General features: G+C 43.9%; 23 protein-coding genes. 12 read left to right on the top strand and 11 right to left on the bottom strand.

Features of this window, described 5'->3' with window-relative positions:
• Positions 1-14: 14 nt before the first annotated feature.
• The 6 genes from KHS38_RS12570 (at position 15) to KHS38_RS12545 (ending at position 10291) form a co-directional block, all read left to right on the top strand.
• Positions 15-488 carry a hypothetical protein gene (locus KHS38_RS12570; RefSeq protein ID WP_213488892.1) on the top strand — a complete coding sequence of 158 codons (474 nt, stop codon included), beginning with the start codon at positions 15-17 and terminating at the stop codon, positions 486-488.
• 29 nt (positions 489-517) lie between these two features.
• The gene (locus tag KHS38_RS12565; RefSeq protein WP_213488891.1) at positions 518-1762 is read left to right on the top strand and encodes a spore maturation protein; all 1245 of its coding nucleotides are present in this window, start codon (positions 518-520) and stop codon (positions 1760-1762) included.
• Between the two features lie 178 nt (positions 1763-1940).
• Positions 1941-7271 carry a PKD-like domain-containing protein gene (locus tag KHS38_RS12560; RefSeq protein WP_213488890.1) on the top strand — a complete coding sequence of 1777 codons (5331 nt, stop codon included), beginning with the start codon at positions 1941-1943 and terminating at the stop codon, positions 7269-7271.
• 6 nt (positions 7272-7277) lie between these two features.
• Positions 7278-8309: a PorP/SprF family type IX secretion system membrane protein gene (locus KHS38_RS12555; RefSeq protein WP_213488889.1), complete on the top strand. Its 1032-nt coding sequence runs from the start codon at positions 7278-7280 to the stop codon at positions 8307-8309.
• Between the two features lie 88 nt (positions 8310-8397).
• A complete protein-coding gene (locus KHS38_RS12550) occupies positions 8398-8805 on the top strand; it encodes an OsmC family protein (RefSeq protein ID WP_213488888.1) in 408 nt (135 codons plus the stop codon).
• Between the two features lie 370 nt (positions 8806-9175).
• Positions 9176-10291, top strand: coding sequence for a mechanosensitive ion channel family protein (locus KHS38_RS12545; protein WP_213488887.1), 1116 nt, complete (start codon positions 9176-9178; stop codon positions 10289-10291).
• On the opposite strand, the gene KHS38_RS12540 is transcribed toward KHS38_RS12545, so the two are convergent.
• A complete protein-coding gene (locus KHS38_RS12540; RefSeq protein WP_213488886.1) occupies positions 10288-10773 on the bottom strand; it encodes a DUF4126 family protein in 486 nt (161 codons plus the stop codon). The two genes, KHS38_RS12545 and KHS38_RS12540, sit on opposite strands and share 4 nt — an antisense overlap.
• A gap of 112 nt (positions 10774-10885) precedes the next feature.
• Between KHS38_RS12540 and KHS38_RS12535 the strand changes: the two genes are divergently transcribed.
• The 3 genes from KHS38_RS12535 (at position 10886) to KHS38_RS12525 (ending at position 13548) form a co-directional block, all read left to right on the top strand.
• The gene (locus KHS38_RS12535; RefSeq protein WP_213488885.1) at positions 10886-11431 is read left to right on the top strand and encodes a hypothetical protein; all 546 of its coding nucleotides are present in this window, start codon (positions 10886-10888) and stop codon (positions 11429-11431) included.
• Between the two features lie 137 nt (positions 11432-11568).
• Complete coding sequence (purB, locus tag KHS38_RS12530; protein WP_213488884.1) at positions 11569-12912, top strand: adenylosuccinate lyase; 1344 nt, start codon at positions 11569-11571, stop codon at positions 12910-12912.
• A gap of 84 nt (positions 12913-12996) precedes the next feature.
• A complete protein-coding gene (locus KHS38_RS12525; protein WP_213488883.1) occupies positions 12997-13548 on the top strand; it encodes a NifU family protein in 552 nt (183 codons plus the stop codon).
• 82 nt (positions 13549-13630) lie between these two features.
• On the opposite strand, the gene KHS38_RS12520 is transcribed toward KHS38_RS12525, so the two are convergent.
• The 4 genes from KHS38_RS12520 to mtaB are packed head-to-tail and all read right to left on the bottom strand — an operon-like array spanning position 13631 to position 17377.
• Positions 13631-14419 (bottom strand): inositol monophosphatase family protein, encoded by a 789-nt coding sequence (locus KHS38_RS12520; RefSeq protein WP_249665385.1) that lies wholly within the window; start codon positions 14417-14419, stop codon positions 13631-13633.
• The gene (locus KHS38_RS12515; protein WP_213488882.1) at positions 14400-14870 is read right to left on the bottom strand and encodes a GtrA family protein; all 471 of its coding nucleotides are present in this window, start codon (positions 14868-14870) and stop codon (positions 14400-14402) included. Before KHS38_RS12515 ends, KHS38_RS12520 begins: the two co-directional genes overlap by 20 nt.
• Complete coding sequence (locus KHS38_RS12510) at positions 14863-16029, bottom strand: prolipoprotein diacylglyceryl transferase (protein ID WP_213488881.1); 1167 nt, start codon at positions 16027-16029, stop codon at positions 14863-14865. Before KHS38_RS12510 ends, KHS38_RS12515 begins: the two co-directional genes overlap by 8 nt.
• A 28-nt stretch (positions 16030-16057) precedes the next feature.
• Positions 16058-17377, bottom strand: coding sequence for a tRNA (N(6)-L-threonylcarbamoyladenosine(37)-C(2))-methylthiotransferase MtaB (mtaB, locus tag KHS38_RS12505; RefSeq protein WP_213488880.1), 1320 nt, complete (start codon positions 17375-17377; stop codon positions 16058-16060).
• Positions 17378-17538: 161 nt separating this feature from the next.
• Here mtaB and lepB point away from each other — a divergent pair, with 161 nt between their 5' ends.
• Complete coding sequence (gene lepB, locus KHS38_RS12500) at positions 17539-18657, top strand: signal peptidase I (RefSeq protein ID WP_213488879.1); 1119 nt, start codon at positions 17539-17541, stop codon at positions 18655-18657.
• Positions 18658-18721: 64 nt separating this feature from the next.
• On the opposite strand, the gene KHS38_RS12495 is transcribed toward lepB, so the two are convergent.
• The 3 genes from KHS38_RS12495 to ppk1 form a co-directional block, all read right to left on the bottom strand.
• Positions 18722-19285 carry a UbiX family flavin prenyltransferase gene (locus tag KHS38_RS12495; RefSeq protein ID WP_213488878.1) on the bottom strand — a complete coding sequence of 188 codons (564 nt, stop codon included), beginning with the start codon at positions 19283-19285 and terminating at the stop codon, positions 18722-18724.
• Positions 19286-19446: 161 nt separating this feature from the next.
• On the bottom strand, positions 19447-20328 hold the full coding sequence (locus KHS38_RS12490; protein WP_213488877.1) for a Ppx/GppA phosphatase family protein: 882 nt from the start codon (positions 20326-20328) through the stop codon (positions 19447-19449).
• Between the two features lie 5 nt (positions 20329-20333).
• Entirely contained in the window at positions 20334-22382 is a 2049-nt protein-coding gene (gene ppk1, locus KHS38_RS12485; RefSeq protein WP_213488876.1) for a polyphosphate kinase 1, read from the bottom strand.
• Between the two features lie 154 nt (positions 22383-22536).
• On the opposite strand from ppk1, the gene KHS38_RS12480 reads away from it, so the two are divergent.
• On the top strand, positions 22537-23028 hold the full coding sequence (locus KHS38_RS12480; RefSeq protein WP_213488875.1) for a YajQ family cyclic di-GMP-binding protein: 492 nt from the start codon (positions 22537-22539) through the stop codon (positions 23026-23028).
• 96 nt (positions 23029-23124) lie between these two features.
• On the opposite strand, the gene KHS38_RS12475 is transcribed toward KHS38_RS12480, so the two are convergent.
• Entirely contained in the window at positions 23125-23568 is a 444-nt protein-coding gene (locus KHS38_RS12475; protein WP_213488874.1) for an Hsp20/alpha crystallin family protein, read from the bottom strand.
• Between the two features lie 134 nt (positions 23569-23702).
• Between KHS38_RS12475 and KHS38_RS12470 the strand changes: the two genes are divergently transcribed.
• Positions 23703-24149, top strand: coding sequence for an acyl-CoA thioesterase (locus tag KHS38_RS12470; protein WP_213488873.1), 447 nt, complete (start codon positions 23703-23705; stop codon positions 24147-24149).
• Here the strand turns inward: KHS38_RS12470 and folB are convergent.
• On the bottom strand, positions 24146-24523 hold the full coding sequence (folB, locus tag KHS38_RS12465; protein ID WP_249665384.1) for a dihydroneopterin aldolase: 378 nt from the start codon (positions 24521-24523) through the stop codon (positions 24146-24148). The two genes, KHS38_RS12470 and folB, sit on opposite strands and share 4 nt — an antisense overlap.
• An 87-nt stretch (positions 24524-24610) precedes the next feature.
• Positions 24611-25966 carry a GH1 family beta-glucosidase gene (locus KHS38_RS12460; RefSeq protein ID WP_213488872.1) on the bottom strand — a complete coding sequence of 452 codons (1356 nt, stop codon included), beginning with the start codon at positions 25964-25966 and terminating at the stop codon, positions 24611-24613.
• Positions 25967-26041: the final 75 nt, after the last annotated feature.

Genomic DNA, 26041 nt, shown 5'->3' with positions numbered 1-26041 from the left:
TAGCTTTAAACTTCATGAAGATCTCTATCATTGCCATACTTCTAATTATCACAAGCGCATGTACGGCACAACAGCTTCTATCATACGATGATTTTACTTTTATCCTCACGAATAACCTGCAAAGAGACGACGCTTTTATACAATCAAAAGGTTATGTGCCCATAGTAACTAAAAAGCAACGCGAGGGCCACAAAAAGTACACTCTACAACTGCCGAATGGGTATAGCTCCGAAGTAGAGATACGGGCAGACGGTAAACGATTAAATATTAATATTTTTACCGACTATCCCGATCAATACAATCTTGTAACAAATTCTATAGCACCATACGTTTTGAGCAAAGAAAGCAACGAAGATATTTTGAGCTACCGGGTAAAAGACCTGGGGAATATTTATGTAGTGGTGACAGACAAAGCGCCATACAATCCGCTAAGAAAAGATTATGCTATTCGCATCGTGGCCGACAAGGATATAACGGCCAACAATTAATACTTAAACTTATAACACGCACTACCTGAATGGCACTTAATTATATCTGGATCGCCTTTTTTTTAATCGCTTTTTTTATTGCCCTCGTCAAGTTAGTTTTATTAGGTGATGTAACCGCCTTTGAAACGCTGGTGCAAGGCCTGTTCGATTCTACCAAATCATCCGTAGTTGATATAGCGCTTCCATTTATTGGGACGATCGCTTTCTGGTTGGGCATCATGAATATCGGCGAAAAGGCTGGGGCCATTCGCTTTTTATCGCGCATTGTTGGTCCTTTCTTCAACAGGCTTTTTCCGGAAGTACCTAAAGATCATCCCGCTACGGGCCAGATGATGATGAATTTTTCGGCTAATTTACTCGGGCTGGATAATGCTGCAACACCACTGGGCCTTAAAGCCATGGCAAGTTTACAGGATTTAAATCCTGATAAAGAGACGGCATCAAACGCGCAGATTATGTTCTTGGTGCTGCATACCTCCGGCTTAACGCTGCTGCCTATAAGTATTATTGCCCAACGCGCCATCATGAAAGCGCATGATCCTACTGATATTTTCATTCCGTGTATTATTGGCACTTATGTAGCTACGGTGGTAGGCCTGTTAGCGGTAGCAGTGAGGCAGCGCATCAACCTGCTGGACCGGGTTGTTTTATTGTGGCTTGGTGGACTGACGACATTTATAGCCCTGCTGGTGTGGTGCTTCTCCGCTTATTTAAACCACGATCAGATTAGCATCGTGTCAAAAGTGGCAAGCAATTTACTGCTGTATCTGATACCTGTATTGTTTATATGCGGTGGTCTGTATAAAAAAGTTAATGTTTTCGAGGCCTTCGTTGAAGGTGCTAAAGGCGGGTTTGACACCGCTGTACGCATTATCCCCTATTTGGTGGCTATGCTGGCGGCCATCAGTGTGTTCCGAAACTCCGGCGCATTGGGTTATATAGTTGATTGCTTTAAGTGGCTTTTTGGTTTATTTAACGTTGATACCCGCTTTACCGATGCCCTACCAGTAGCTTTTATGAAGCCCCTAAGTGGTTCGGGTGCCCGTGCGATGATGCTGGATATCATGAAACCCGAAAACTTTGGCCCGGACAGCTTTGTGGGCAGGCTTGCTTGTATATTCAATGGTTCGGCCGATACTACGTTTTACATAGTGGCGCTTTACTTTGGCTCGGTAGGTATCAAGAAAACGCGGTATGCAATACCCGCCGGTTTAATTGCCGATTTAGCCGGGGTTATAGCCGCAATATTTATTGCTTACTTGTTCTTCGGCTAATGCAATGCAAAAATTTTTAACGATAAAAAAATGGATTGCTGGAGTCAACATCTGAAAGATAAAAATCTTTTACCAAAGATTAATTTTTTTAAGAAACACTAACCTTATATGCTATAGGTCGTATAAGTGACTGTTGATCAATTCGTGGTTAACAGTCACTTATACGATTAAGTAGCTGATGGATAGAGCATTTACCCGTTTTTTTTCGAAGATATTTACGTTACTTTTATTTCTGGTTTGTGCATCGGCCGCCTACGCACAAACGATCGGCATCCGCCACGTGGATCCGGGGCCGTATGGGCAGGGCTCCAGTATCTCAGCTGAGATTGCAGTTGATGACAACAGTGGTTGCATCAGCATCAACAACACCTATAACCTTTACCTGTCTGATGCGAATGGTAATTTCACTTCGACAACACCTATAGGCAGCTTTGACGGCTTTTTTACAGGCTTTGTGAATGGTATAATCCCTGCCAATACGCCTGCGGGTACCGGCTATCGCTTGCGGGTACAAAGCACTAATCCGGCTAAAACGAGTGATCCATCGCAACCTTTTACGATTAACGCTACGCCGGGTATAACTGCAGCTTTAACCTCATCAAGCACATTAGCTACCTCAAATGAGGTATTTGGTTCATGCCAGGGAGCGAGTGGTAGCTATACATTCACGAGCCCTAATGGTAACAATAACACTGTCACTGCGAATTTTTATAATGAAAATGCGCAACAGCAGGAAATTACCAATCAGACCATTATGCCGAGCTATCGATTTGGAACGCCAAAAGCTGCAACCTATACGATAACTGTTAAAACGGCGACCTCTGATAATATCATCGGCACGAAATCGTACCTGCTCATCAACAACCAAAGCATCAGCGGGCTTAACTCAGTTGACCCCGGACCAAAGTGTTTGGGATCAGGTGGTGCAGACGTATCAGTTAGCACTAAATACCGCACCCCCGACGGTGGCATAGAGCTCAATTATCCGGGAACCGTTTACAACGTAGATTGGGGTGATGGCAGAACCGATAAATACACCTTCTGTCAGCTTAAAGCTACCGGAGGTAGATTTAAGCATAATTTTATCAATTCATCTTGCGGCGCAAGAGATCCCCAAGGGAATGTGACCAATCAATTTTCAATTAGATTATCATTAATAAATCGATGGTGTCCGACACCCGCAGGTAGCACCCCGCCTTATTTCTCATCTACTCAGGCAGTTTTTTTACCTCCTACAAACAACATCAATGGCCCTGATCGCGGTTGTGTTAATACGGATATTATATTTAATAATGCATCAGATCCGGGTGAAAGCAGCAATAGTGTTGGCGATTGTAAGTTTTCGGACGCACGATACTCTTGGTATGTAGACAATGACCCGAATCCTAAAGCTACTAATTATACAGCTACACAACCTTTTAAATGGAAGTTTACAACTCCGGGCCAGCATACCGTGAGATTACAGATGGAGAATAACCAAACCTCCTGCCCGCCTAATGATGCTATCTTCCCAATTTGTATTGAAAATCCATCAAAAGCAGATTTCACCATACCGGCAACCTACTGTATAACTCAGGGCTCTCTTATTCCGGTAGATAAGTCGGATGTTTACAGGGGATGTAATACCGCCACATTTAAATACGTTTGGAAAGTTACGCCATCAGCAGGTGTTAGCTTCGCCAATAATACAACAGCCAACAGCGTACAGCCACAGTTTGTATTTGCTAATCCGGGCAAGTATCAGGTTGACCTGACGATTGACGGACCAGCTTGCGGACCGGCAGTTGCCGCGCCTAAAACAATAATTGTAAACGGAGCACCTACGGCCACACTCTCGGCCGATTTTTCAATGTGCGGAAAAGACCACACGCTTACTTTTAACAATGCAAACGGCAGCCAAACAAAAACTACATTAATCGGCACCGTAGAGCCAGATGGTAACACCTACCTTTGGTCGGTAAGGCCGCTTGACGGACAGGCAGCTGCAACTTTTGCAAACAACACATCGGCCAGCAGCCAGTATCCGCAAATCAACTTCCCGGCATTTGGACGTTACGAGGTGAGCGTTAAGCATAGCAATGCATGTGGCACTGCTGCAACTGATAAACAGATCATTACCTTTTTAGAGGCAGCTACTGTAAATGCCGGCGCAGACCAAACCGTTTGCCCCAGTGATGTAATTGCTCTTACCGGTACTATATCTCAAACCTATCCGGTTAGGTGGACTGGCGGCGCAGGTACTTTCTCAAACCCTACATCGCTTACAACTACTTACACCCCCACCGCTGCCGAAAGAACATCAGGGCAGGTATTATTGAAACTAACAGCTACTACCAATTTACCCGGCGACTGTGCGAATATATCTGACGAAGTAATAATTACCATAAACCCGGCTAATCCCGTAACCAGTGCAGCAAGCAAAGCAATTTGTACAGGCACAGCGGTTGAGTATACACCAACATCAACTGTTGCCGGTAGTACTTTTACCTGGACTGCCACCGGCTCTGCAGGTGCAGGCGGTTTTTCCGCAACCGGTACCGGAACTATTGATGATGTATTAACCAACTCATCGGGCACGGCAAATGCTACGGTAACTTACGTAATTACGCCGCGTGCCAATAACTGCGCAGGCACACCATTTACCCTGACCGTTACGGTTAAACCAAAGCCGCAAATTACACCTACTGGTCCTGCTAATAATACGATATGTAGTGGCAGCCCGGCAGGTATTACTCTGCAAACAAACGTTGCAGGTACTCAGTTTACCTGGACAGTTGCTACAACCGGAACAGTAAACGGGGCTACTGCCCAAAACACACCGGTAACAGCTACCGCCATTAACCAGGTATTAACTAATACCGGTACCGCCGCAGCAACGGTAACTTACACCATTATCCCGGTAAGTTCTGGCACTGCCGAAGAATGTGCTGGTCAGCCGAAACAAATTACGATAACCGTACAACCGGCTACACCGCAAGCCACTGCCGGGGCAGACAAAACCTTGTGTAACCAATCTACCTACCAATTGGAGGGTAACAACCCCGCTCCTTTTACCGGTGTATGGACATCGAACCAGCCGGGCGTTACCTTCAGTAACCCCAACCAGTATAATGCTACGGTGAGCGGCTTGCAACCAGGCAAAACCTACATTTTTACCTGGACTATTAATGGCCAATCACCTTGTGGCATTAAATCGGATCAGGTAACTATTATTAACAATGCACCTGTTACCAACTTTGATATTGTTGCACCGGTACCAACCTTAACCTGTTCGGGCAATACGATCAGCATTGTGGGTAAAGCTGCTTTGGGCGGAGATAACAACCCCAAATACCAGTGGGAAAGCAGTGTTGACGGTGGCGCTAACTGGGCTGCAATAGGTAGCCAGACGGGCCGCGATTTACAAAATTTCCAGGTATTTGATAATATCCGCTTCCGCCGTGTGGTTACGGCCGGCGCCTGCTCCGAAACAAGTAATGTAGTAAGCATTACTGTACAACCACCGCTTACCAACAACACCATTACCGTTGCCAATACAAAAATTTGCACCGGTACGGTCGCCCAGCTTACCGGATCAGTTCCGCAAGGCGCCGATGGTAATGCCAGCAATTATACTTACCAATGGCAAACCCGTGCCAACGGCAGCGCTACCTGGCAAAATATACCCGGCGCTACAAGCCAAAACTACACAACACCAGCCTTAACTGCCGGCGCGCAGTACCGCCGCCTGGTAGGCTCTACTTATTGCCAAATGAGCGAGAGTGCACCGGTTACGTTAACAATAGTACAAAACCCTATCGCCAAAATATTATTTAATACAGATGTTGACTGTGTACCTTTTGATATTCAGGCCAGCAACAACATACGCGCCGAGCAACATCCTGACCGTAACCTGGAATACCGCTGGTATATTGATGGTAATTTGGTGGGTACAGGGGTAAACTTCCCGGTAAGTTATGCCATTACGGCGCCGGGCCAATCAGTAACAGTACGTTTGGTAACCACCAGCCTTAACCAGTGCCAGCCCGACGGCGTAGATGAGAAAACATTCAGAGCTAACGATCAGTTTACACTTGATTTTACGGCCAACTACCCTATCGTAAACAATACTATTACAGTTTGTGGTAGTACTGCCATTACATTCACCAACAAATCAACGCCGATAGGCAGTGCAACCTATTTATGGAATTTCGGCGGTGCATCGCCAGGCACATCAACTGTTGCGCAGCCAGGAGCAATTACCTTTGCTGCCAATGCGCCAGGCGCGGGCGACAGAGTATATACAGTAACCCTGAATGGCACGCCTAATTGCGGTGTTGCCGTGCCCAAAACTATCCGTGTTGTGGTAACATCTGGCTCGCCGCTTCCGGTTCTGGAGGTTACGCCGGCATCACAATGTGGTGTGTTGAATGCGCAGGTGTTTAACAGAACCAGCGGAACCAACCAGGATTACCAGGTTTACGTTGAGGACGCCAACACAGGTCAGCGTGTTTTAACCCTGCCGGTAGTAACCGACACCCGCATCCAAAACATCATGCTTGACAGAGAAGGCGACTTTAACGTTTTCTTAAAAGTTACCTCACTTTGCGGAACACCGGTTACCAGTGCCGGTTATCCGGTAAAGGTATTGCCTAATAACCTTAACTCCGTTTTAGCTGTAGCCAGCGGACAACAAACGCAGGACTGCGTACCTTTTACCGTAACTTTTGAAAACCGCAGCGCTAATGCAACCACTTACTGGTACGATTGGGGTGATGGATCGCGCTCACAGGTTTATACCACAAATGGTGGCTCCATACCTAACATTGAGCATGAGTATAAAACAGCAGGCACCTACTTCCCGGTTTTACATACCGGTAATGATTGCCGGCCCGACCTGCCATCAACTAACGTTATCAAAATTGTAGGCATTGGCCGTCCGGAACCCGATTTTGCATCGAGCAATACGGAATCGCCATCGTGCTATACCTGTACACTGGTGCGTTTTACCAACAACACGCCTGATCCGGATAATAACATCACCTACACCTGGGACTTTGGCGATGGCAGTACATCAAACGATAAGAGCCCGAGCCACACGTATGATTTCAATAAAGGCTCATCTTACGTGGTGAAGCTTACAGCAGTGAATGTAAATGGCTGTGATGCCTACATCAGGCACAATGTTACCATCATTGAACCGAGCACTGCTTTGTTTTTGCCAAATGCCTTTATGCCAACCGGCAACAATCTGGAGCTACGTACCTTCATCGCCAAAGGTTCGGGCATGAGTGCATGGCACATGCGCATATTTAACAACTATGGTCAGCTGATTTGGGAAACCGACAAGCTGGACAGCAGAGGCGCGCCAACCGAAGGCTGGGACGGCTCTTTCAGAGGCACACCAGCACCACAAGGCGTATACATCTGGCAAATTGACGCCACATTTTTTAACGGCCAGCAATGGAAAGGTATGAGCTACAACAACTCTACCCCATCCAGAACCGGCGCTATACACTTAATCAGATAATTTATAATGAAGCAGATCAGAATATATTTTTTTAGTGTGGCCATGTTACTGTGTACAATGAGTGCCTGGGCTCAGGATCATATGTACTCGCAATTCTTCAATTCCCCGGTATACCTTAACCCGGCACTGAACGGCCAGTTCGAGGGCGATTTCAGGATGAACATGATCTATCGCAATCAGTGGGCTTCTGTACCGGGTTCGTTATCTTACATCACCGCATCTGCCGACTATAATATACCCAAGTTTGGTGCCGGTGTGGGCGTAATGTTCACCCGCAGTAATGAAGGTACAGCTTACTTTTTACGAAATAACTTAGCCGGTATATATTCATATAGTGTTGGTTCTGATGACTTTGTACTATCATTTGGCTTACAGGCCGGTATAGGCAACCGTACAATCGACCGGAGCAAACTGGTATTCGGCGACCAGATAGATCCTCAGTATGGTTACATTCCCGGCTCACAATCGGCTGCCGACTTAGGATCGCTTACCAATAAGTTTTACTTTGACGCCGGTGCAGGTGTAAACCTGGTTGTGGGTGAATTCATGGTCGGATCGGCCTTGCAACACATCAACCGGCCCGACCAATCGTTTACCGGTGCGCCAGCAAAACTACCTATGCGGGCTACGGCTCACGTTAGTTACCGTTGGGACCTGAATCCTTATGATAATATAGATGAGGATGAAAAATCATATGTCATCCCTTCGGTTGTACTTTATAAACAGGCAGCATCATCGTCACTGAATGTTGGTTTGCAGTATAAGCGCCGTAGCGTTAACGCCGGTGTTTGGTACCGCAGTGGCGGCAACACCGGTCCGAGTGCCTTTGTGGTTTCCTTCATCTTCGACCTCTTTATCAATCGCGAAGGTGGCGAGAAACTGCGTTTCGGTCTTAGTCATGATGCGCCAACATCCAAGTTGAATTATAGTGCAACAAGCGGTACTACTGAGGGTAGCATTGGTTACGAAACCACCATACCGTCGCGCAACAGTTATCATAAGTTTGAAGGCTCGCGCCGGTGTTACGACTTTTATTAATCGTTTAAATTGTTTTAGCATTAAAACACGATGCAATATTTATAAGTTAGCTGCTTAAGCGAAGCTGTTAAAGCCGATACAACAACTTATGGATTTGCACAAAAAAAGCGTAGCGCGGGCCTATGCACACATTGCCCGCACACAATATCAAACTATAGCCGGCAGCGGCAAGCATGCTATTGTAGTTGATGAGCCCGAGAGCTATAACGGAACTGATACGGCCATGTCGCCTTTCCCGCTCCTGCTTTCCAGCTTAGGCAGCTGCACTATTATTACGCTACGCATGTATGCCGACCGTAAAATGTGGGTAGTTGACGAGATAAGAGTAGACCTGGAACTTTTTGCCGTTGACGGCGGCCACCTCATTGAACGCAACCTGAGCATTAAAGGCGCACTTACAGACGAACAATTAAAACGGCTGGAAGAAATTGCCGACGCCTGCCCTGTACACAAAATGCTAACCGGCAACATTATGATTGAAACTAACCTGGTATAAAAAAAAGCAGGACGGAAAATTTCCCCGTCCTGCTTCAATCACTCTAAAACAATCACCTCTAACTTTAAGAAGTATTTTTAAATAGAACCGGGCTAATCACCTACCCGATCTTATTAATATTCAAATTTATTAATTTATTGTTAATTTACATCAACACCATCACTGGTTTTACCTGTTGATGACAGTTGCTATTTAACGTATTATGATTTGATTTATTGGTTATTACCTTAAACCGAATTCGCCGTACTTTATTGTACGATAATTTAAATTTTAACCAAAAAATCACATTGCTGTAAGTGTGGAAAGATGCTGCCAAACAATTTATATGAAAACATGCTTTTAACGCGAGAAACTTGTTACAAGACAATTCATGAAAACTGTTAGCTCATTACCACCTGATATATTAGAAGTAGCCCAGCAATTACCACCTTTTATCTGGAATATTATTGTTGCTGTTATTGCCATACTCATAGGCTTAATAATCAAAGTTATCATCACCCGGTTACTCAAGCATTACTCCAAAAAAGAAGAGTCTTATTCTTTTTTCCGGTCAATGATTGTGCGGGTAGGCTTGCCTATCACTTACTTTATTCAATTGTTCTTATTAGGTCTTTCCCTTCCATATATGCGGATGGATCTGCACTACCAGCACCCCCTTAGGCATACCGTTGCTATTTTAGTAACCATTGCTTTTGCCAGCTTGCTCATCAGTGCCATACGGGTGCTGGAAGATTATGTGTATTACAAATACGACCTTACTAAAACCGACAATTTAAAAGAACGGAAAATACGCACACAACTACAATTTTTGCGTAAGCTGATTATTGTTCTCATCGTTTTTGTAACGGTTGCACTTATTTTATTGAGCTTTGAAAGCTTGCGAAAAATAGGCACGGGTTTATTAACAGGCGTAGGTATAGGCGGCATTATTGTGGGCTTTGCCGCTCAAAATTCGTTAGGTAACCTGTTAGCTGGGTTCCAGATTGCTTTTACCCAACCGATGCGTATTGATGACGTATTGATTGTGGAGAATGAATGGGGCCGGGTTGAAGATATAACACTTACTTATGTAGTGATGCGACTATGGGACCAGCGCCGTTTGATTTTACCGATCAACTATTTTATTCAGAAACCCTTCCAAAACTGGACGCGCATTTCGGCCGAGATAGTGGGATCAGTGTTTATTTATATGGACTACTCGATACCAATGAACGCCTTGCGTACCGAATATGAACGGTTGGTTACCAACTCTCCTTTTTGGGATGGCCGTGTAAAAGCCTTGCAAATGACGGATGCCAAGGAACGTACGGTTGAGATACGCATGCTGGTGAGTGCAAAAAATTCATCAGATGCATTTGATCTGCGTTGCTACATTCGTGAAAACATGGTTACTTACATTCAAACCAATTATCCGGATAGTTTGCCTAAGGTACGTGCCGAATTTAGCAGTGACGCTAAGCAAACTATGCCGGAGTTTATCAATTAAGCTGCTTTAGCCAAACCATAACCGCTGCCTATTACCAGCGCATCTTCTATTGAACCGATAATAGGGTCAACTAAATGCGTGCTTTTAACAGTGGCTTTACGCAGGTAAAAAGCGCCGAATGACGATAAGATTGCTGCACTGCCGCCCAGCAAGGCACCCAGATAGGCATTACCGCCATGGGCCTTATAAATACTGGCACCCGCCAATGCGCCGGACAAACAGCGAGTTGTTAAAACCGGTGCCTTGATGCGATTAGGCGTACTGGGTAACTTATCAGCTACCAATTCGGTTAGTGCCAACAACGTTAATGCATGTGCCACTTTTTGGGACTGAATAAAGTTAAGCGGCGAATTTTCCAATTCTTTTGAGTGATGATTGCTCAGTATCTGGCTGGTAACAGCCGGTGCCGACATAGATCTTAGTCCGGCGAGGGTACCCAGACCCAGTGCCTGCCAAAATGGTTTTGTTATTTTAAGTGCCATATTATTTCTTTATTTAATGGTATTATTTCTACACACGAAAATGCTTAGTGTTTGATTGTATAAATTTAAATCAATATGATGGCAATGATGTTATGCTATTAAATGCCTGACAATGAATATTAAACAAGAAAATACATGGGGTGAACTGGGCAGTGCATTAGGCAAAGGCCTTTTAGCGGGTTTAGCCGGCACAGCAGCTATTACCCTATCGCAGATGATAGAAATGAGCATTACCAAACGCAAGCCAAGTGATGCACCTGCAAAAGTTGCTTCCGAGATTACAGACGTACAACCTACCAGTGAAGAAACCAAAGCTAAAGTAAACCAGGAAATACATTGGGCCTACGGTACATCATGGGGTGTAGCGCGTGGCCTGATTGGCCTTACCGGCCTTAAAGGGCTACCGGCTAGCCTGCTGCACTTTGGCGCTATTTGGGGCACAGCACTGGTTATGCTGCCAAAGTATGATGCAGCACCACCCGTTACCGAAGAGCCGCCCAAAACCGTAGCAATTGATGCTTTACACCATGCCGTTTATGCACTGGCTGCTGGTTTAGTTTATGATGCTTTGGATGCGGGCAATAAACATCAGCGCAAATTTGATCACTTAATTGAGCAACTACACCTTAAAGGCATTTTATCGAAACTTAAACCTTAATTTCTGTTATACTTTAGTTTTGTAACCGCTGCCCTTTGTTAAGCAAAAGGCAGCGGTTTCTGTTTAATAGCAAGAGGTGCATGCCGCATAGGCACAATTTGGCTGAGTTTGTTAACTTTGCCAAAACTTTTCCTTGTATGACACTTACCCCGCTTTCGGCCATTTCGCCTATTGATGGCAGATATAGAAATGTAACCGCATCACTGGCCGCATACTTTTCGGAATTTGCACTGATCAAATACCGTGTTTATGTCGAGGTTGAATATTTCATTGCCTTATGCGAGCATCCGCTACCACAGTTACAGCAATTCAATAGTGCATTGTTCCCTGATCTGCGCCGCGTTTACCAAAACTTTACTGAGGCTGATGCGGAAAGCATCAAGACCATAGAAAAAACAACTAACCATGATGTTAAAGCGGTGGAGTACTTTATCAAGCAAAAGTTTGATGATTTAGGCTTACAGGAATATAAAGAGTTTATCCACTTCGGTTTAACCTCACAGGATATCAACAACACAGCTATTCCATACTCTTTCAAACTGGCTTTACAGGAAGTTTACTACCCTGCACTTACCGAACTGGTTGATACACTGAAAGGCTATGCACAAGATTGGAAATCGGTACCTCTATTAGCACATACGCATGGCCAGCCTGCTTCGCCAACACGTTTGGGCAAAGAGATAGAGGTATTTATTGAACGCATTGAGAACCAGTTGCAGCTACTGCAAACAGTGCCTTACTCAGCAAAGTTTGGCGGTGCTACCGGCAACTTCAATGCACATAATGTAGCCTACCCTACAATTGACTGGACAAGCTTTGGCAACAACTTTGTAAACAATATACTGGGTTTAACCCGTTCGCAACGCACTACGCAGATTGAGCACTATGATAACTTCGCGGCTCATTGCGATGCGCTGAAACGCATTAACAATATCATCATGGATCTGGACCGCGATATGTGGTCGTACATTTCCATGAATTATTTTAAGCAAAAAATAAAAGCCGGTGAGGTCGGATCATCTGCCATGCCGCACAAAGTGAACCCTATTGATTTTGAAAATTCAGAAGGCAACGTGGGCTTGGCTAATGCATTATTTGAACACTTGGCAGCCAAACTTCCAATATCACGCTTACAGCGCGACTTGACTGACTCAACGGTGTTACGCAATATTGGCGTGCCGGTTGCGCATACGCTTATTGCGATTAAATCAACCATCAAGGGTCTGAATAAATTACTGCTGAACGAAGCCGCCATACAGCAGGATCTTGAAGATAACTGGGCCGTAGTTGCCGAAGCAATTCAAACTGTTCTGCGTCGCGAAAACTATCCTAACCCTTACGAGGCATTAAAGGATTTAACCCGTACCAACCAGCAGATTAATGCACAAACAATGGCAAACTTTATCGACACCCTGCAAGTAAGTAATGAAGTTAAGGTGGAGTTGAAGCAAATAACACCATCATCATACACCGGTGTATAAGTCATGTTGAGGTCAAAACTATTTTAGCCGCGCTAATAAATCAAATTGCTGCTTAAATTTGTTTATACACAAAAACGCATATCCATGAATATCAACGTATATACCGAATCAACACCGAACCCTGCAACCATGAAGTTTATTGTAAATAAACTGCTGATTAACGGAAGTGTAGATTACCCAACTAAAGAAAGCGCCGAGAAATCGCCTTTTGCCAATGAGCTTTTTAAGTTCTCGTTTGTAAACGGTGTGTTTTTTGCGAGCAACTTTGTTACCGTTACCAAAACCGAAGGTGCAGAGTGGGATGATATTGAAGCCATTTTAAAAGACTTTGTAAAAGGCGCTGTTGAATCGGATTTGAAAGTGCAGGACGATGTGCAGGAAGAGGCGGCTGCCTTTGAAGGCACCGAAGCAGAGATTAAAATTCAGCAAATATTACACGATTATGTACGCCCTGCTGTTGAGCAAGATGGTGGCGCTATCAGCTACAAATCATTTAATGAAGGTGTGGTTACCGTTGAATTGCGCGGATCATGCAGTGGTTGCCCATCATCAACAATTACGTTAAAAGCAGGTATCGAAAACTTATTGAAACGCATGGTTCCTGAAGTACAGGAAGTAGTTTCAGAAGCTTTATAATTCCTTTGATTTAATACAACATAAAAAGGGCTTACATATCACTATGTAAGCCCTTTTCGCTTAAAGATTATTTAAAAATTTACTATTTAAAATACTTTTGAATCACCTGCAGCATCTCTTCAGTAAGCTTACCATTGGTAGCCAGCAGTTCGCGGGTATTCAGGCACTCATCGCCACCGCTAAAGTTTACTGCATGTCCGCCAGCCTGGCGCAAAATCACAATACCACCCGCCACATCCCAAGGGTTCAGGTTATATTCATAATAAGCATCAAAGCGGCCACAGGCAGTGTAAACTAAATCTACCGCGGCTGATCCTAACCGGCGTAAACCGTGGCAGCTACGCATCAACTCGCTAAACAAGCCAATATATTGCGATTGCTTTTCAAAGTTGTAATACGGAAAACCGGTTGCCAGTAAACTATCGCCAATAGTTGGCGCTTTACTAACTTTTATTTCTTTACCGTTTAAATAAGCAGGGGTATCGGCGCAGGCATAAAAGCACTCATCCTGATTCACCTCGTAAACCACGCCGGCAACCAGTTTATCATCTTCCTGCAAACCAATGCTCACTGAAAATACCGGCAAACCGTGAATAAAATTGGTAGTGCCATCCAACGGGTCAATAATCCAGTTGTAACGCTCCCCCACCTTTGTAGTTGTTTTTTCTTCGGTGATGAAACCTGCTTCGGGCAAAATTTTTTGCAGAGAAGCTACGATTTGCTGCTCGGCCGTTTTATCAACATACGATACCAAATCATTCAGACCCTTGTATTCGATACGGTCCGGGTCAAAGTTTTGACGTTCCTGCCGGATAAAGCTACCCGCCTCCCGGGCTACTTCGGTTACCTGATTAGTGATTTCTTGAAGCATTATTTTTTAGCGATAGATTGAATGAAAAAAACTTATGAATAAAAAAGCTGGCAAAGAACAAGCTCAGCGCAGCTGTGATACGTGCAACCGGCGGTGCCAGATGCACATATTTAATAAACAGTTTTAACACCTCAAGGTTGGCGAAGTAACCCACAAAAGCAACCAGGCCAAAACGCATAAACTGCTGCATAAACGGTAAACGTGATTCGGAAAATACCAGGTAGCGGGTAATCAAAAAATTGACCAGTACACCCAGAAAGAAAGACACACTCAACGCCAAGGCATGATTACCGGTTGAATGGCCAAGAATCATGTAGCTTTGTTCGGTGAACATGAAGCGGTCTAATATATAAAAGGCACTAATATCAACCACAAAGCCTGATCCTGCTGAAAACAAGAACCGAACGAACTTATTTTGCAGCAACTGGTTGCCTGCGCCATTGTTAGCCATGGGCAACAGGAGTTTGACTCGGCCTGCGTTGCACAGCAACTATTATGGCTATACCCGATAATACCATAATTGATGAGATCAGTTCAGCTTGAGTAAAAGAAATGCCAGCCACGTGATATTTCGTATTTACACGGATCAGCTCCACAAAGAAACGCTCAACACCGTTCAAGATCAAGTAAATGCCAAACATGATACCCGGCGTTTTGATGCGGTCGCGTATACTCCATAAAAAGGCAAAAAGAATCAGGCATACTATAGTTTCGTAAAAAGGCGTTGGATAAACCGGCAAGCGAAGCTCATAGCAATATTTACCTACACAGCCCGGAATAGGCGTATCAACCATATTTACGTTATGAGGGTATTTGAAAGACCACATCCAATCAGGTGCCCAGCTCAGCCAGCTTGGTTTAGATGCCAGGTTCGGAATGCCCCAATCGCCATCGCCAGCCATCTGGCAGCCAATACGGCCTACAGCGTAGGCAAGCATCATGCCCGGTGCGCCTATATCCAGCATATTCCAAGGCTTAATACCATGGTTGTTGGCAATGTAAAGCACTGCTGCACCTCCGCAAATCAGTCCGCCGTAAAATGTTAAGCCACTAAACCCGATCAGCATTCCAACCGGATCATTCATAAAATCATTCCAGTTCTCCAGCGCATTAAAAAGCTTTGCACCTGCAAAGCCCCATATAGCGGCCCATATCAAAATACTGCCCATCAGCTCATGGGTATGCACAGTAACTTGTTTGGTAACCGGCTCGGCCAGTTGCTGTTTCTTTTTCTCGTAATAAGCCCAGTAGGCAATAGCAGCTGCACCAATGATGCCGCCTATCCAACTGCCGCGGGTAGACAAAATAAAATCTTGCGGACTGTTTACCAATTCCTGATAATGCAAAGCAGCATCTACCAGTTTATAACCTAATATAAAGCCAAAGATGGCATTACTGGCCAACTCTACAACGGTTATCCGTTCGCCAATGGTAACTGTTTGCTGGAATGGATGAATATATCCTAATTGCTCTTTCCGTTTAAACTCTTGTGCAAATGCCCAGTAGGCGGCCATAAAGGCCAAAGCCACAAAAAAGCCGAAGGTTTGTATAGGCAATGGAATGTTTATTCCGAAAAGATAGTTCAGAAGGTCGGATATGCTTGGAAACATCAGGTCGTATTTTGAAGCGAATATAATATTAATGTACTAATATCTCTTCGCCTTCGGTAATTTCAACATCGCCATCGGCACCTATGGCAGTTAGCTTAACTGCTTTCAGCTCATTCACCAACACCGGGTCAAACTTGGCTTTCACCTTTACGTAATTGCGTGTAAAGCCGTGCATAAAGCCTTCTTTGTTGTCGCCTTCAAACAAAACTTCATCCGTTTTACCTATCTGCGATTCATAAAAAGCACGACGCTTTTTGTCAGATAAGATGTGTAGCATCTTGCTCCTGTCGGCACGCGTTGAGCCGGGTACCGAACCGGCCATTTCGGCCGCAGGGGTGTTTTCACGCTCCGAGTAGGTGAATACGTGCAGGTAGGAAATATCCAGATCGTTCAGGAAATTGTAAGTATCGATAAAATCTTCGCGGGTTTCGCCTGGAAAGCCTACTATCACATCCACACCTATGCAACAATCAGGCATAAGCTGCTTAATTTTTGCCACCCTGTCGGCATATAGTTCCCGGCGGTAGCGACGACGCATTAAAGATAAGATTTTGTTGCAGCCAGACTGCAGCGGGATGTGGAAATGCGGCACAAAGCGTTTGGATGTGGCTACAAATTCAATGATATCATCAGTAAGCAGGTTAGGTTCAATAGATGAAATGCGGAACCGGTCAATACCTTCTACCTCATCCAACGCCTTAACCAAATCAAAAAAGCGATCCTCTCGCTGCCCGTTGCGAATGCCGAAATCGCCCAGGTTTACACCAGTGAGCACTATCTCTTTTACACCGGACGCGGCAATTTCGCGGGCTTGTGCCACAGCGCTTTCAATGGTATCGCTACGGCTGGCACCACGCGCCAACGGAATGGTACAGAAAGAGCAAGAATAATCGCAGCCGTCCTGCACTTTCAGAAAAGTGCGGGTACGATCGCCAAACGAATAGGAAGACACAAACTGATTTGCTTCGGATACGGGCTGGTTATAAACCAGCGTTTTCGGCTGCTTGGTTAAATCGGTAATAAAATCAACCAGCTGGAATTTCTCAGCTGCGCCCAGCACCATATCAACCCCAGGTATTTCGGCAATTTCCTGCGGCTTTAATTGCGCATAGCAACCCACAATGGTTACATAGGCGTTAGGTGATATTTTAAGCGCTTCTTTAACAATCTTTTTACATTTCTTATCAGCATTTTCGGTTACCGAGCAGGTGTTAATAACATATACATCAGGATTATCGGTAAACTCAACCGTTTGATATCCGGCATTGGTAAACATGCGGCCAATAGCCGAGGTTTCTGAATAATTCAGTTTGCAACCCAGTGTGTAAAAAGCGACTTTCTTGTTCATTATCAATCTGCAAAGATAAAAATTTTACTGTATTGGCAGGGCAACTAACAACTTCTGCTCTGGATATGATATTAGCATGATTTTATGGCTTTAAATTATTTCTAATTAAATTGTAACATTCTACTCTATTCATAATCAAACTCATAACCAATCTTTGTATCATGAACTGGAAATTAAAGAGAGAGCTATCACCAAATAACGAAGCTACGCCAAAGGCAAAAAAATCAACTGCGAGAGAATGGTTTGATGCCTTGTTATTTGCCCTGGTGGTATCCACGCTTGTTAAAGGTTTGTTATTTTCTGCCTACGCCATACCGTCAGGGTCAATGGAAGGCACTTTATTAACCGGCGATTATCTATTTGTAAGCAAAATCAGTTATGGCGCACGTATGCCTTTTACGCCGATACAGGTTCCGTTTATGGAGCCAACAATTGCAGAGGGAAGTGTTAAAACATACTGGGACGGCATCAAGCTCCCCTACTTTCGGCTCCCCGGCGTGTCTGAGCTCAAGAAAGGCGATATTGTAGTGTTTAACAAACCCGAAGAAGCTGACCCCGCCTACAACCGCCCTGTAGACATGCGCACTGCTTTGATTAAGCGCTGCCAAGCCGCACCCGGCGATTTATTAGAAATAATTAATGGCCAGGTTTACATCAATCGCGAAGCAGCCGCTACTGCACCCAAAGCACAAACATCCTACAAGGTAATAACCGATGGTAATGGAATAAACCCACAAGTACTGAAAGATTTACAGATTGAGGTTTTGCAGCAGCCAGACGACCATACTTTTGAGATGATTATCCCCAATGATAAGCTTGCAACATTTAAGAGCTATTCCAATATCAAAAGTGTTACACCTGTGGTGGAGCCGGCCGGCGTATACGATGCCAGCATTTTTCCGCATCAGGAAAAATTTAAATGGAATCTGGATAACTATGGGCCATTGGTAATGCCCAAAACAGGGATGACAATTACGCTTAACGATTCGACACTTACCTTATATCGCAGAGCTATTGAGTTATATGAACACAATCAGCTCAAAACAGAAGGTAGTGATGTTTATATTAACGGCAAGAAAGCCAACACCTACACCTTTAAAATGAATTATTACTGGATGATGGGCGACAACCGTCACAACTCGCTCGATTCCCGCTTTTGGGGCTATGTACCCGAAGATCATATTGTAGGTAAAGCGATGATTACTTTTATGAGTACAGATTCAAGCGGTACTTTTTTAGATAAGATCAGGTGGAATCGAATTTTAAAGCCTATTAAATAAACCCGTAAAGCGAAAGCCCACCTGTGCAGGTGGGCTTTCGCTTTATATGATGTGCTTAATTGTGCTAATCTTCATTCCAGCGGTAGCTTTCATGCTCTAACCCTATCAAGTCAACAACGCGGCTAACTACGGTCATGGCTACATCTTCAATGGTTTGTGGCAAGCTATAGAACGATGGTACAGCCGGACATATAATGCCACCGGCTTCGGTAACCGTTTGCATGTTGCGGATGTGTATCAGGTTCAACGGCGTATCGCGAGCTACCAAAATCAGTTTGCGCCGCTCTTTTAAAATCACATCGGCAGCACGGGTTACTAAATCGTCAGATACGCCACCGGCAATACGACCAAGCGTTCCCATTGAACAGGGAATAACTACCATGGTATCGTAACGTGCAGAACCGGATGCAAAGGGCGCATTAAAATCATGCTTATCATAGTAAGCGAACGGAAAATCCTGATAATCCTGGTTTCCTAGCTCATACTCCCAAACCTGCATAGCGTTTTTTGACATAACAATCCCAACTTCGGCTATTTGGCTATGGAGCTTTTGCAGCTGCGATAATAACAGGCGGGCATAAATGGCGCCACTGGCCCCGGTAATGGCAACTACAATTTTCTTTTTCATAACGTTTGCGATTTAACAACGCAAAGCTAAAAAAGTTACGGGCACAAAAAAGGGTCGAATAACTCGTACTCGACCCTACATCTACCTATGAAAAACATGCCCTTTGAGAGGGCATTACAAATGTAGAAAAGATATTTTAATTATTAAAATAATTTTAAATTTTATTTCAACAAATTTTTCTCGATGAGTGTTTGTATGATTCCATCCACCATACCCACGCTCGGAACATAGATTTGTTTGATGTTTGCCCACTTCATTACCGTAGTATAAATTTCGCAGGCAGGTATAATCACATCGGCCCGGTCCTGGTTCAGTTTCAATACATTAATGCGATCTTTAAGCGAATATGAGCCCAGGTAATTGTACAATGATTTCAGCTTATTGTAGCTCAACGGCTCGCCGTTCTTCTCTTCCGACATTTTGAAAAGCTTGTTGATATTACCGCCGGTACCCACGCCATACAGTGTTTTAAAACTTTTGGTGTGCTTGCGTACAAACTCGTTCATTTCTTTCCAGGTTTCATCCTTGTCCTGGTTATCCAAAATACGAATGGTACCGATATTGAATGATTGAGATGCAACAAGCTCCCCTTCCGAAAATATGGACAACTCAGTACTACCGCCACCTACATCAATATACAGGTAGTTTTTATCTTCATCCAGTTCAATACCTACGTGGCTGGCATATATAATGCTGGCTTCGCGCTCGCCGTGAATAATTTCTAGATCAAGGTTGGCTTCCTTTTTTATACGGGCTACAATTTCCTGTCCGTTATCTGCCTCGCGCATGGCCGAGGTAGCACAGGCCATATAGTCGGTCACCTTGTATACATCCATCAAATTTTTGAAGGCCTGCATGGTTTTCACCATATCATCCCCTTTTTTATCGGATATATGCTGGTTTAGAAACGCATCATCGCCCAAACGCAGCGGTACGCGTATCAATGTATTTTTCTTGAAGGTAACCGAACCATCGTTTTCAATTATGTCGGCTATCAGCAGCCTTACTGCATTCGAGCCTGTATCAATTGCGCCGTATCTCAATGTAATTATGTTTTAAATTGTTTCAGGTAATCGTATATCTCTATTTGTGCCCGGTGCGCTACACCGGTTTTAGTTCTATGGTATTTATTGCTGTTGGTATTGTTAATTACTCGGGCTTTTGTGTTATCCTGTAATTGTATATTAACTATATCACGTATCTGCTGTTTTAATTCTTCATCATAAATCGGAAAACCGGCCTCTACTCTGTTATCGATATTACGGGTCATAAAATCAGCCGAAGTTAAATAAATCAATTCTTTGCCGCCGTTACAAAATATTTGCACACGGGCATGTTCCAGGTATTTATCAACGATACTAATTACCTTGATGTTTTTGCTGTAATCTTTCAGTCCCGGAATCAGGCAGCACATCCCGCGTATAATCAGTTGAATTTTAACACCGGCATTGCTCGCTTCGTATAATTTAGCAATCAGGCTCTCATCGGCCAGGCTATTCATCTTCAAAATCATGTAGGCCGACTTGCCTGCTTTAGCGTTTCTGATCTCGTTATCAATCATTTTGTAAATAGCCGGACGCGAGTCAACCGGCGAGATAATGAGATGTTTGAGCCCTTTAGGCAGCGTGTTTTTATGAAGCGATCTAAACACCTCCACCAAGTCGCCGGTAATTTTTTTATTGGCGGTAAGCAGTGTATGATCGGCATAAATCTGCGCCGTTTTTTCGTTATAGTTACCGGTTGATAAACAGGCATAGTAAGCCGGCTTGCCTTTTTCCATGCGGGTTACCAAGCATATTTTGGCATGCACCTTATACCCCGGGATACCATATAGCACGTTAATGCCTTCCTCTTCCAGCTTACGGCTCCATTGTATATTGTTTTGCTCATCAAAGCGGGCACGCAATTCAATCAGGCAATTTACTTTTTTACCGTTTTTGGCGGCGTTGATTAAGGCATGCATCACCCTCGAATTTTCGGCCAAGCGATAAATGGCTATGCTGATTTCCTGTACCCTTGGGTCTATAGCCGCCTCACGCAAAAAATGAAGAATGTAATCGAAAGACTGGTAAGGGGTGCTTACCAGATAATCTTTGGTGGCAATCAGGCTGATCAGGCTTTTACCGAACGACAGTCCCTCTACCTTTAAGCTTGGTGAACGTGGGTACTCCAGCTCCGGTCCGCCTACGTTAGGGAAACCAATAAAATCCTTGAAGTTTTGGTATCGGCTGCCGGGTATCAGGCTCTCTGTGCCTATGCCAATTTTGGTAGTCAAGTAATTTACCATATCGGCTGGCATATCGGCATCATACAATAAACGCATAGGTTTACCCTTTTTGCGCTTTTGTAAACTTTTGGCTACGGCATCTATAAACTTCTCGCTCACTCCTCTATCCAGATCCAACTCCGCATCGCGGGTTAGCTGGAACGAGTAAGCCTCAATGCTGTCATGTTCAAAAATAAAGAAGATATCTTCAAGGCTGTAACGAATAATATCATCAAGCAGAATGATAAACTTTAACTGATTAGTTTCGGGCAGAACCAAAAACCGAGACACAGTACGCGGCAATTCAATTAAAGCAAAGCGGTTTCTGCGACCTTTAGTCAGCTTTACAAAAAAATAAATGGCCCTGTCGCGCAGCTCAGGGAATGGCCCCTGCTGATCAAGCATTACCGGCACCAGTGTAGATAACACCTTTTCGCGAAAGTATTGTTTTACGAAAGTACCACGGCTTACGTTCAATTGCCGCTCATTCAAAATGAATATCTTATTTTCAGCTAATTGCTTAACAATAATATTTTCATACAGGTTGTTAAACTTCTTATCCAGCTTAACCACCAGCTGCTTAATTTGCGCCAGCACTTTTTTAGGATTGTAACCTAAAACCGCCTTGGCTTTATCATTTAAGTTAGCCAAACGGTTCAAGGTAGCCACCCTTACCCGGTAAAACTCATCAAGGTTAGATGAATATATGGCCAAAAACTTAATACGGTCAATTAACGGCACGGTCGGGTCGGCCGCTTCCTGCAACACACGATCGTTGAAGTATAACCAGCTTATCTCTCTGTTAATTAACGGTATCTTTTTCGGGGTCATATATATAATTTCAGTACAAGGCGATGATAGTGGCAAAACTGCCTATTTTCGTGTTAATATAATATTAACTTAAATATTTTAGGTGTGTTTTACTAATTGTGTGCAGCAACGTATACCTTTGCACGGGACACTTAATTTTTAAATACACTTACCTATGCCATCTTTTGATATTGTTAGTAAGATTGACGGCCAGACATTAGATAATGCCATCAATAACGCCAAAAAAGAAATTTTAAACCGCTACGATTTTAACGACTCAAAAAGTGCGGTTGAACTGGATAAGAAAACCAACCAGATTACTATTGTAACCGAGAATGATATGCGCCTGAAAGCCATTCAGGATTCGATCATCAGCCGCATGCTGAAGCAACAACTTGACCCCAAAGCGCTTGACTTTGGCGATGAGCATTACGCCTCGGGCAACATGATACGCAAGGAAATCAGCATTAAAGAAGGCGTTGATAAAGAGGTAGCCAAAAAGATCGTAAAAAAGATTAAAGACAGCGGCCTGAAAGTACAGGCATCCATTATGGATGATCAGGTACGTGTACAAGGCAAAAAGCTTGACGATCTGCAAGCCGTAATAAGCCTGTGCCGCGGTGAGGATTTTGGCCAACCGCTACAGTACATCAACATGAGAAACTAACGGGCTGCCCGGTATAGCAAAAAAAAGGCCGCTCCGGTTACGGAACGGCCTTAATCAAACTAAACCAACAACCTATTATGAAGACAAATCTTTATCTTATTTAACTGCGATTTCGCGGGTTTGCACTTTGGCTTCTTCTTTTTTAGCCAAGGTCAGGGTCAGGATGCCATCAACGTAGGCAGCTTCAATATTGGCCTGATCTACGATTTCAGGTAAGGTGAAAGAACGGGTGAATGAAGCGTAGCTGAATTCTTTTTTGTTGTATTTTTTAGTTTCAGCAGTTTCGTCTTTCTTCACATCAGCGGCAACGCTCAACACGTTTTTATCCAGGCTGATTTTGAAGTCTTCTTTTTTCATACCAGGTACTGCAAGTTCAATTGAGAAGCTGTTTTCAGTTTCTGCAATGTTTACAGCTGGTACTTTAGTTAACTGAGGTGTGTTTTTGATGAAAGAATCGTTAAAGATTGAATCAAATACATCGTTAAAGCGTGGAGCTACTACCTGATTTCTTTGGCCGTTATTAAATTTTACTAATGTCATTTTTATATCCTCCTAAAAAGTTTCTTTTTATATTTTCGTTGTTAGTTATACAACTGTTGTACCAACGGTTATTTTGAGGCTTTTACAGACATTGTGTCGTAAAAATATTTTTTCACAAGACAAAACGTCATAAAATGACTGAAGATTTATCCAATTACAAGTTCAAAACGGTAGTTCCTATCCGTTTTTCAGATATAGACGCTTATGGTAACGTAAGCAACACCATCTATTTAACCTTTTTTGAAATTGCCCGCTTAAAGTATTGGCGCGAAATTGTGGAATGGGACTATGAGCGTACCGGCGTAATATTAGGCCGTTCGGAAGTGAATTATCTGAAACCAATTACCATAGACGATCAGATAGCTTGCTACCTGCGCACATCGCGCATAGGCAACAGCAGCTTTGATGTAATTTATGTGGTGGTTAAAATTACGCCCGAAGGCGAAGAGATATGCACCACAGGTAAATCGGTATGCATAAGTTATGACTATAAAGCTAACAAATCCATTCCGATTCCTGAACGCGAGCGCCAGCGCATGATTGAGTATGATGAACCGGGGCTAATTACCAATACTAATTAACTTTTATTATCCTGATTGATCAGGATCGTAACGGCGGTAGCAGCAACCATTCCTTTTAGCGGTGGATTTACTTTTTTAACACTTACCTTAAGGTGTAACACATAAGGAAATTGCTGCATAATTTGGTCGGCTATATTTTGAGCAACCGTTTCCAGCAATTGCCGGGGATGTTTCATCTCCTCTTCGGCAATGAGGTTTAGCTGCTCATAATTGAGGGTGTTATTTATTTGGTCATCGCCTAAATTGGCGAATGGCGCAAACTGTGCATCTATGTCAACCAGAAAGCGATTTCCTAAAATCTGTTCTTCGGGGTAATAGCCATGTCGTGCAAAAAAATCAGCGCCTATTAAACTTACTTGTATCAGCTGTGGCATAGCAGGTATTTGTTTATGCCGCAAAGCTAATGATAAGCCAGTTTAACACAACATTTGTAAAGAATTAAGCCTGGTAACCTTACAATCTTACGATAAGAAATCTTTATACCAATGGCCCGACTGCTTAACAATACGCTGCTGGGTTTCAAAATCAATTCGGATTAACCCGAAACGTGGCCGGTAACCTTCGGCCCATTCAAAGTTATCGGTAAGGGTCCACACGAAGTAACCGTTCACATTCACGCCCTCCTGCTTTGCCTTCAGCACTTGCTCTAAATTAGCTTGCAGGTAGGCTATGCGTTTTTCATCGTGCACATGGCCATTTACTACTTCATCTTTAAAGGCAGCTCCGTTTTCGGTAATCATCAAATTCTTGATCTGCGGATAAGCTCCATACTTTTTCAAAATATGATACATGGACTGTGGGTAAACCTCCCACCCCATTTCCGTGAGCGGCACCTTACGCTTTTTAGCCTCAATGAGCTTGGCGCTGATGTAAGGTGTAAAGAACGAGTAGGCAACAATTTCACGGGTATAGTTTTGCAGACCAATAAAGTCAAAGTCGAAAGCCAGCTTGTCTTCATCTCCCGGATAAAAGTACCGTTCCAGCTTACGCAAAACGGGCAGATCGGCCATTGGGTAGCCTAAACCTAAAACCGGCTCAATAAACAGGCGGTTAATTAACGCATCGGCACGCTTGGCAGCGCCCATATCACTGGGCTTATTACTTACAGGTTCAATGTGGGAGCAAGAATAAGTGGTTCCGATAACAGCATTAGGCAGCAACTTACGCAATACTTTAGCACCGGCAGCTATACTCAAACTAACGTGGTGCACAGCAGGCAAAAAATTATTCAATCCACGCCTGCCCGGAGCATGCAAACCCAAAAAGTACCCAGCTCCGGTAAATACAGATGGCTCGTTCATTACCATCCAGTGCTTAACACGGTCGCCGAAGTTTTTGGCGCATATTTCAACAAAACGCGTAAACCACTCGATGATGTTACGGTTGGTCCACCCACCATGCAATTCGAGCGCCTGAGGCAAATCCCAATGGTAAACGGTAACCCAGGGTTCAACGCCTTGCTGTAAACAATAATTGATTACGCGATTATAAAAATCGATACCTGCCTGGTTAATTTGCCCGTTACCATCAGGAATAATACGGGTCCAGGCTATGGAGAAACGAAAGTTGGGTATACCGAGGCTTTTAACAAGCTCTATATCTTCCTGATAGCGGTTGTAAAAATCGCAGGCTACACGTGCATGCTGGTTGTTATGCACTTTGCCCTTTTTTTGGGTAAAAGTATCCCAAACTGATTCGCCTTTGCCATCATCGGCCCAGGCCCCTTCGGTTTGAAAAGCAGCGGCAGATACGCCCCAGGAAAAATTATCGCCAAAAAGATGCTTATTAAAAGCAGAGTTACCGCTGTTATTATTCATATGTAAGCAGACCTATATCCGGCCGAAATTGTTTAGACTAAAATCGGATATAGCGAGAATAGTATGTTAAAATCG

Source organism: Mucilaginibacter sp. Bleaf8 (assembly GCF_018390515.1).
GTDB lineage: Bacteria > Bacteroidota > Bacteroidia > Sphingobacteriales > Sphingobacteriaceae > Mucilaginibacter.
Note: the sequence above shows the minus strand (reverse complement) of the source record. Positions and strands in the feature narration are given on the sequence as shown.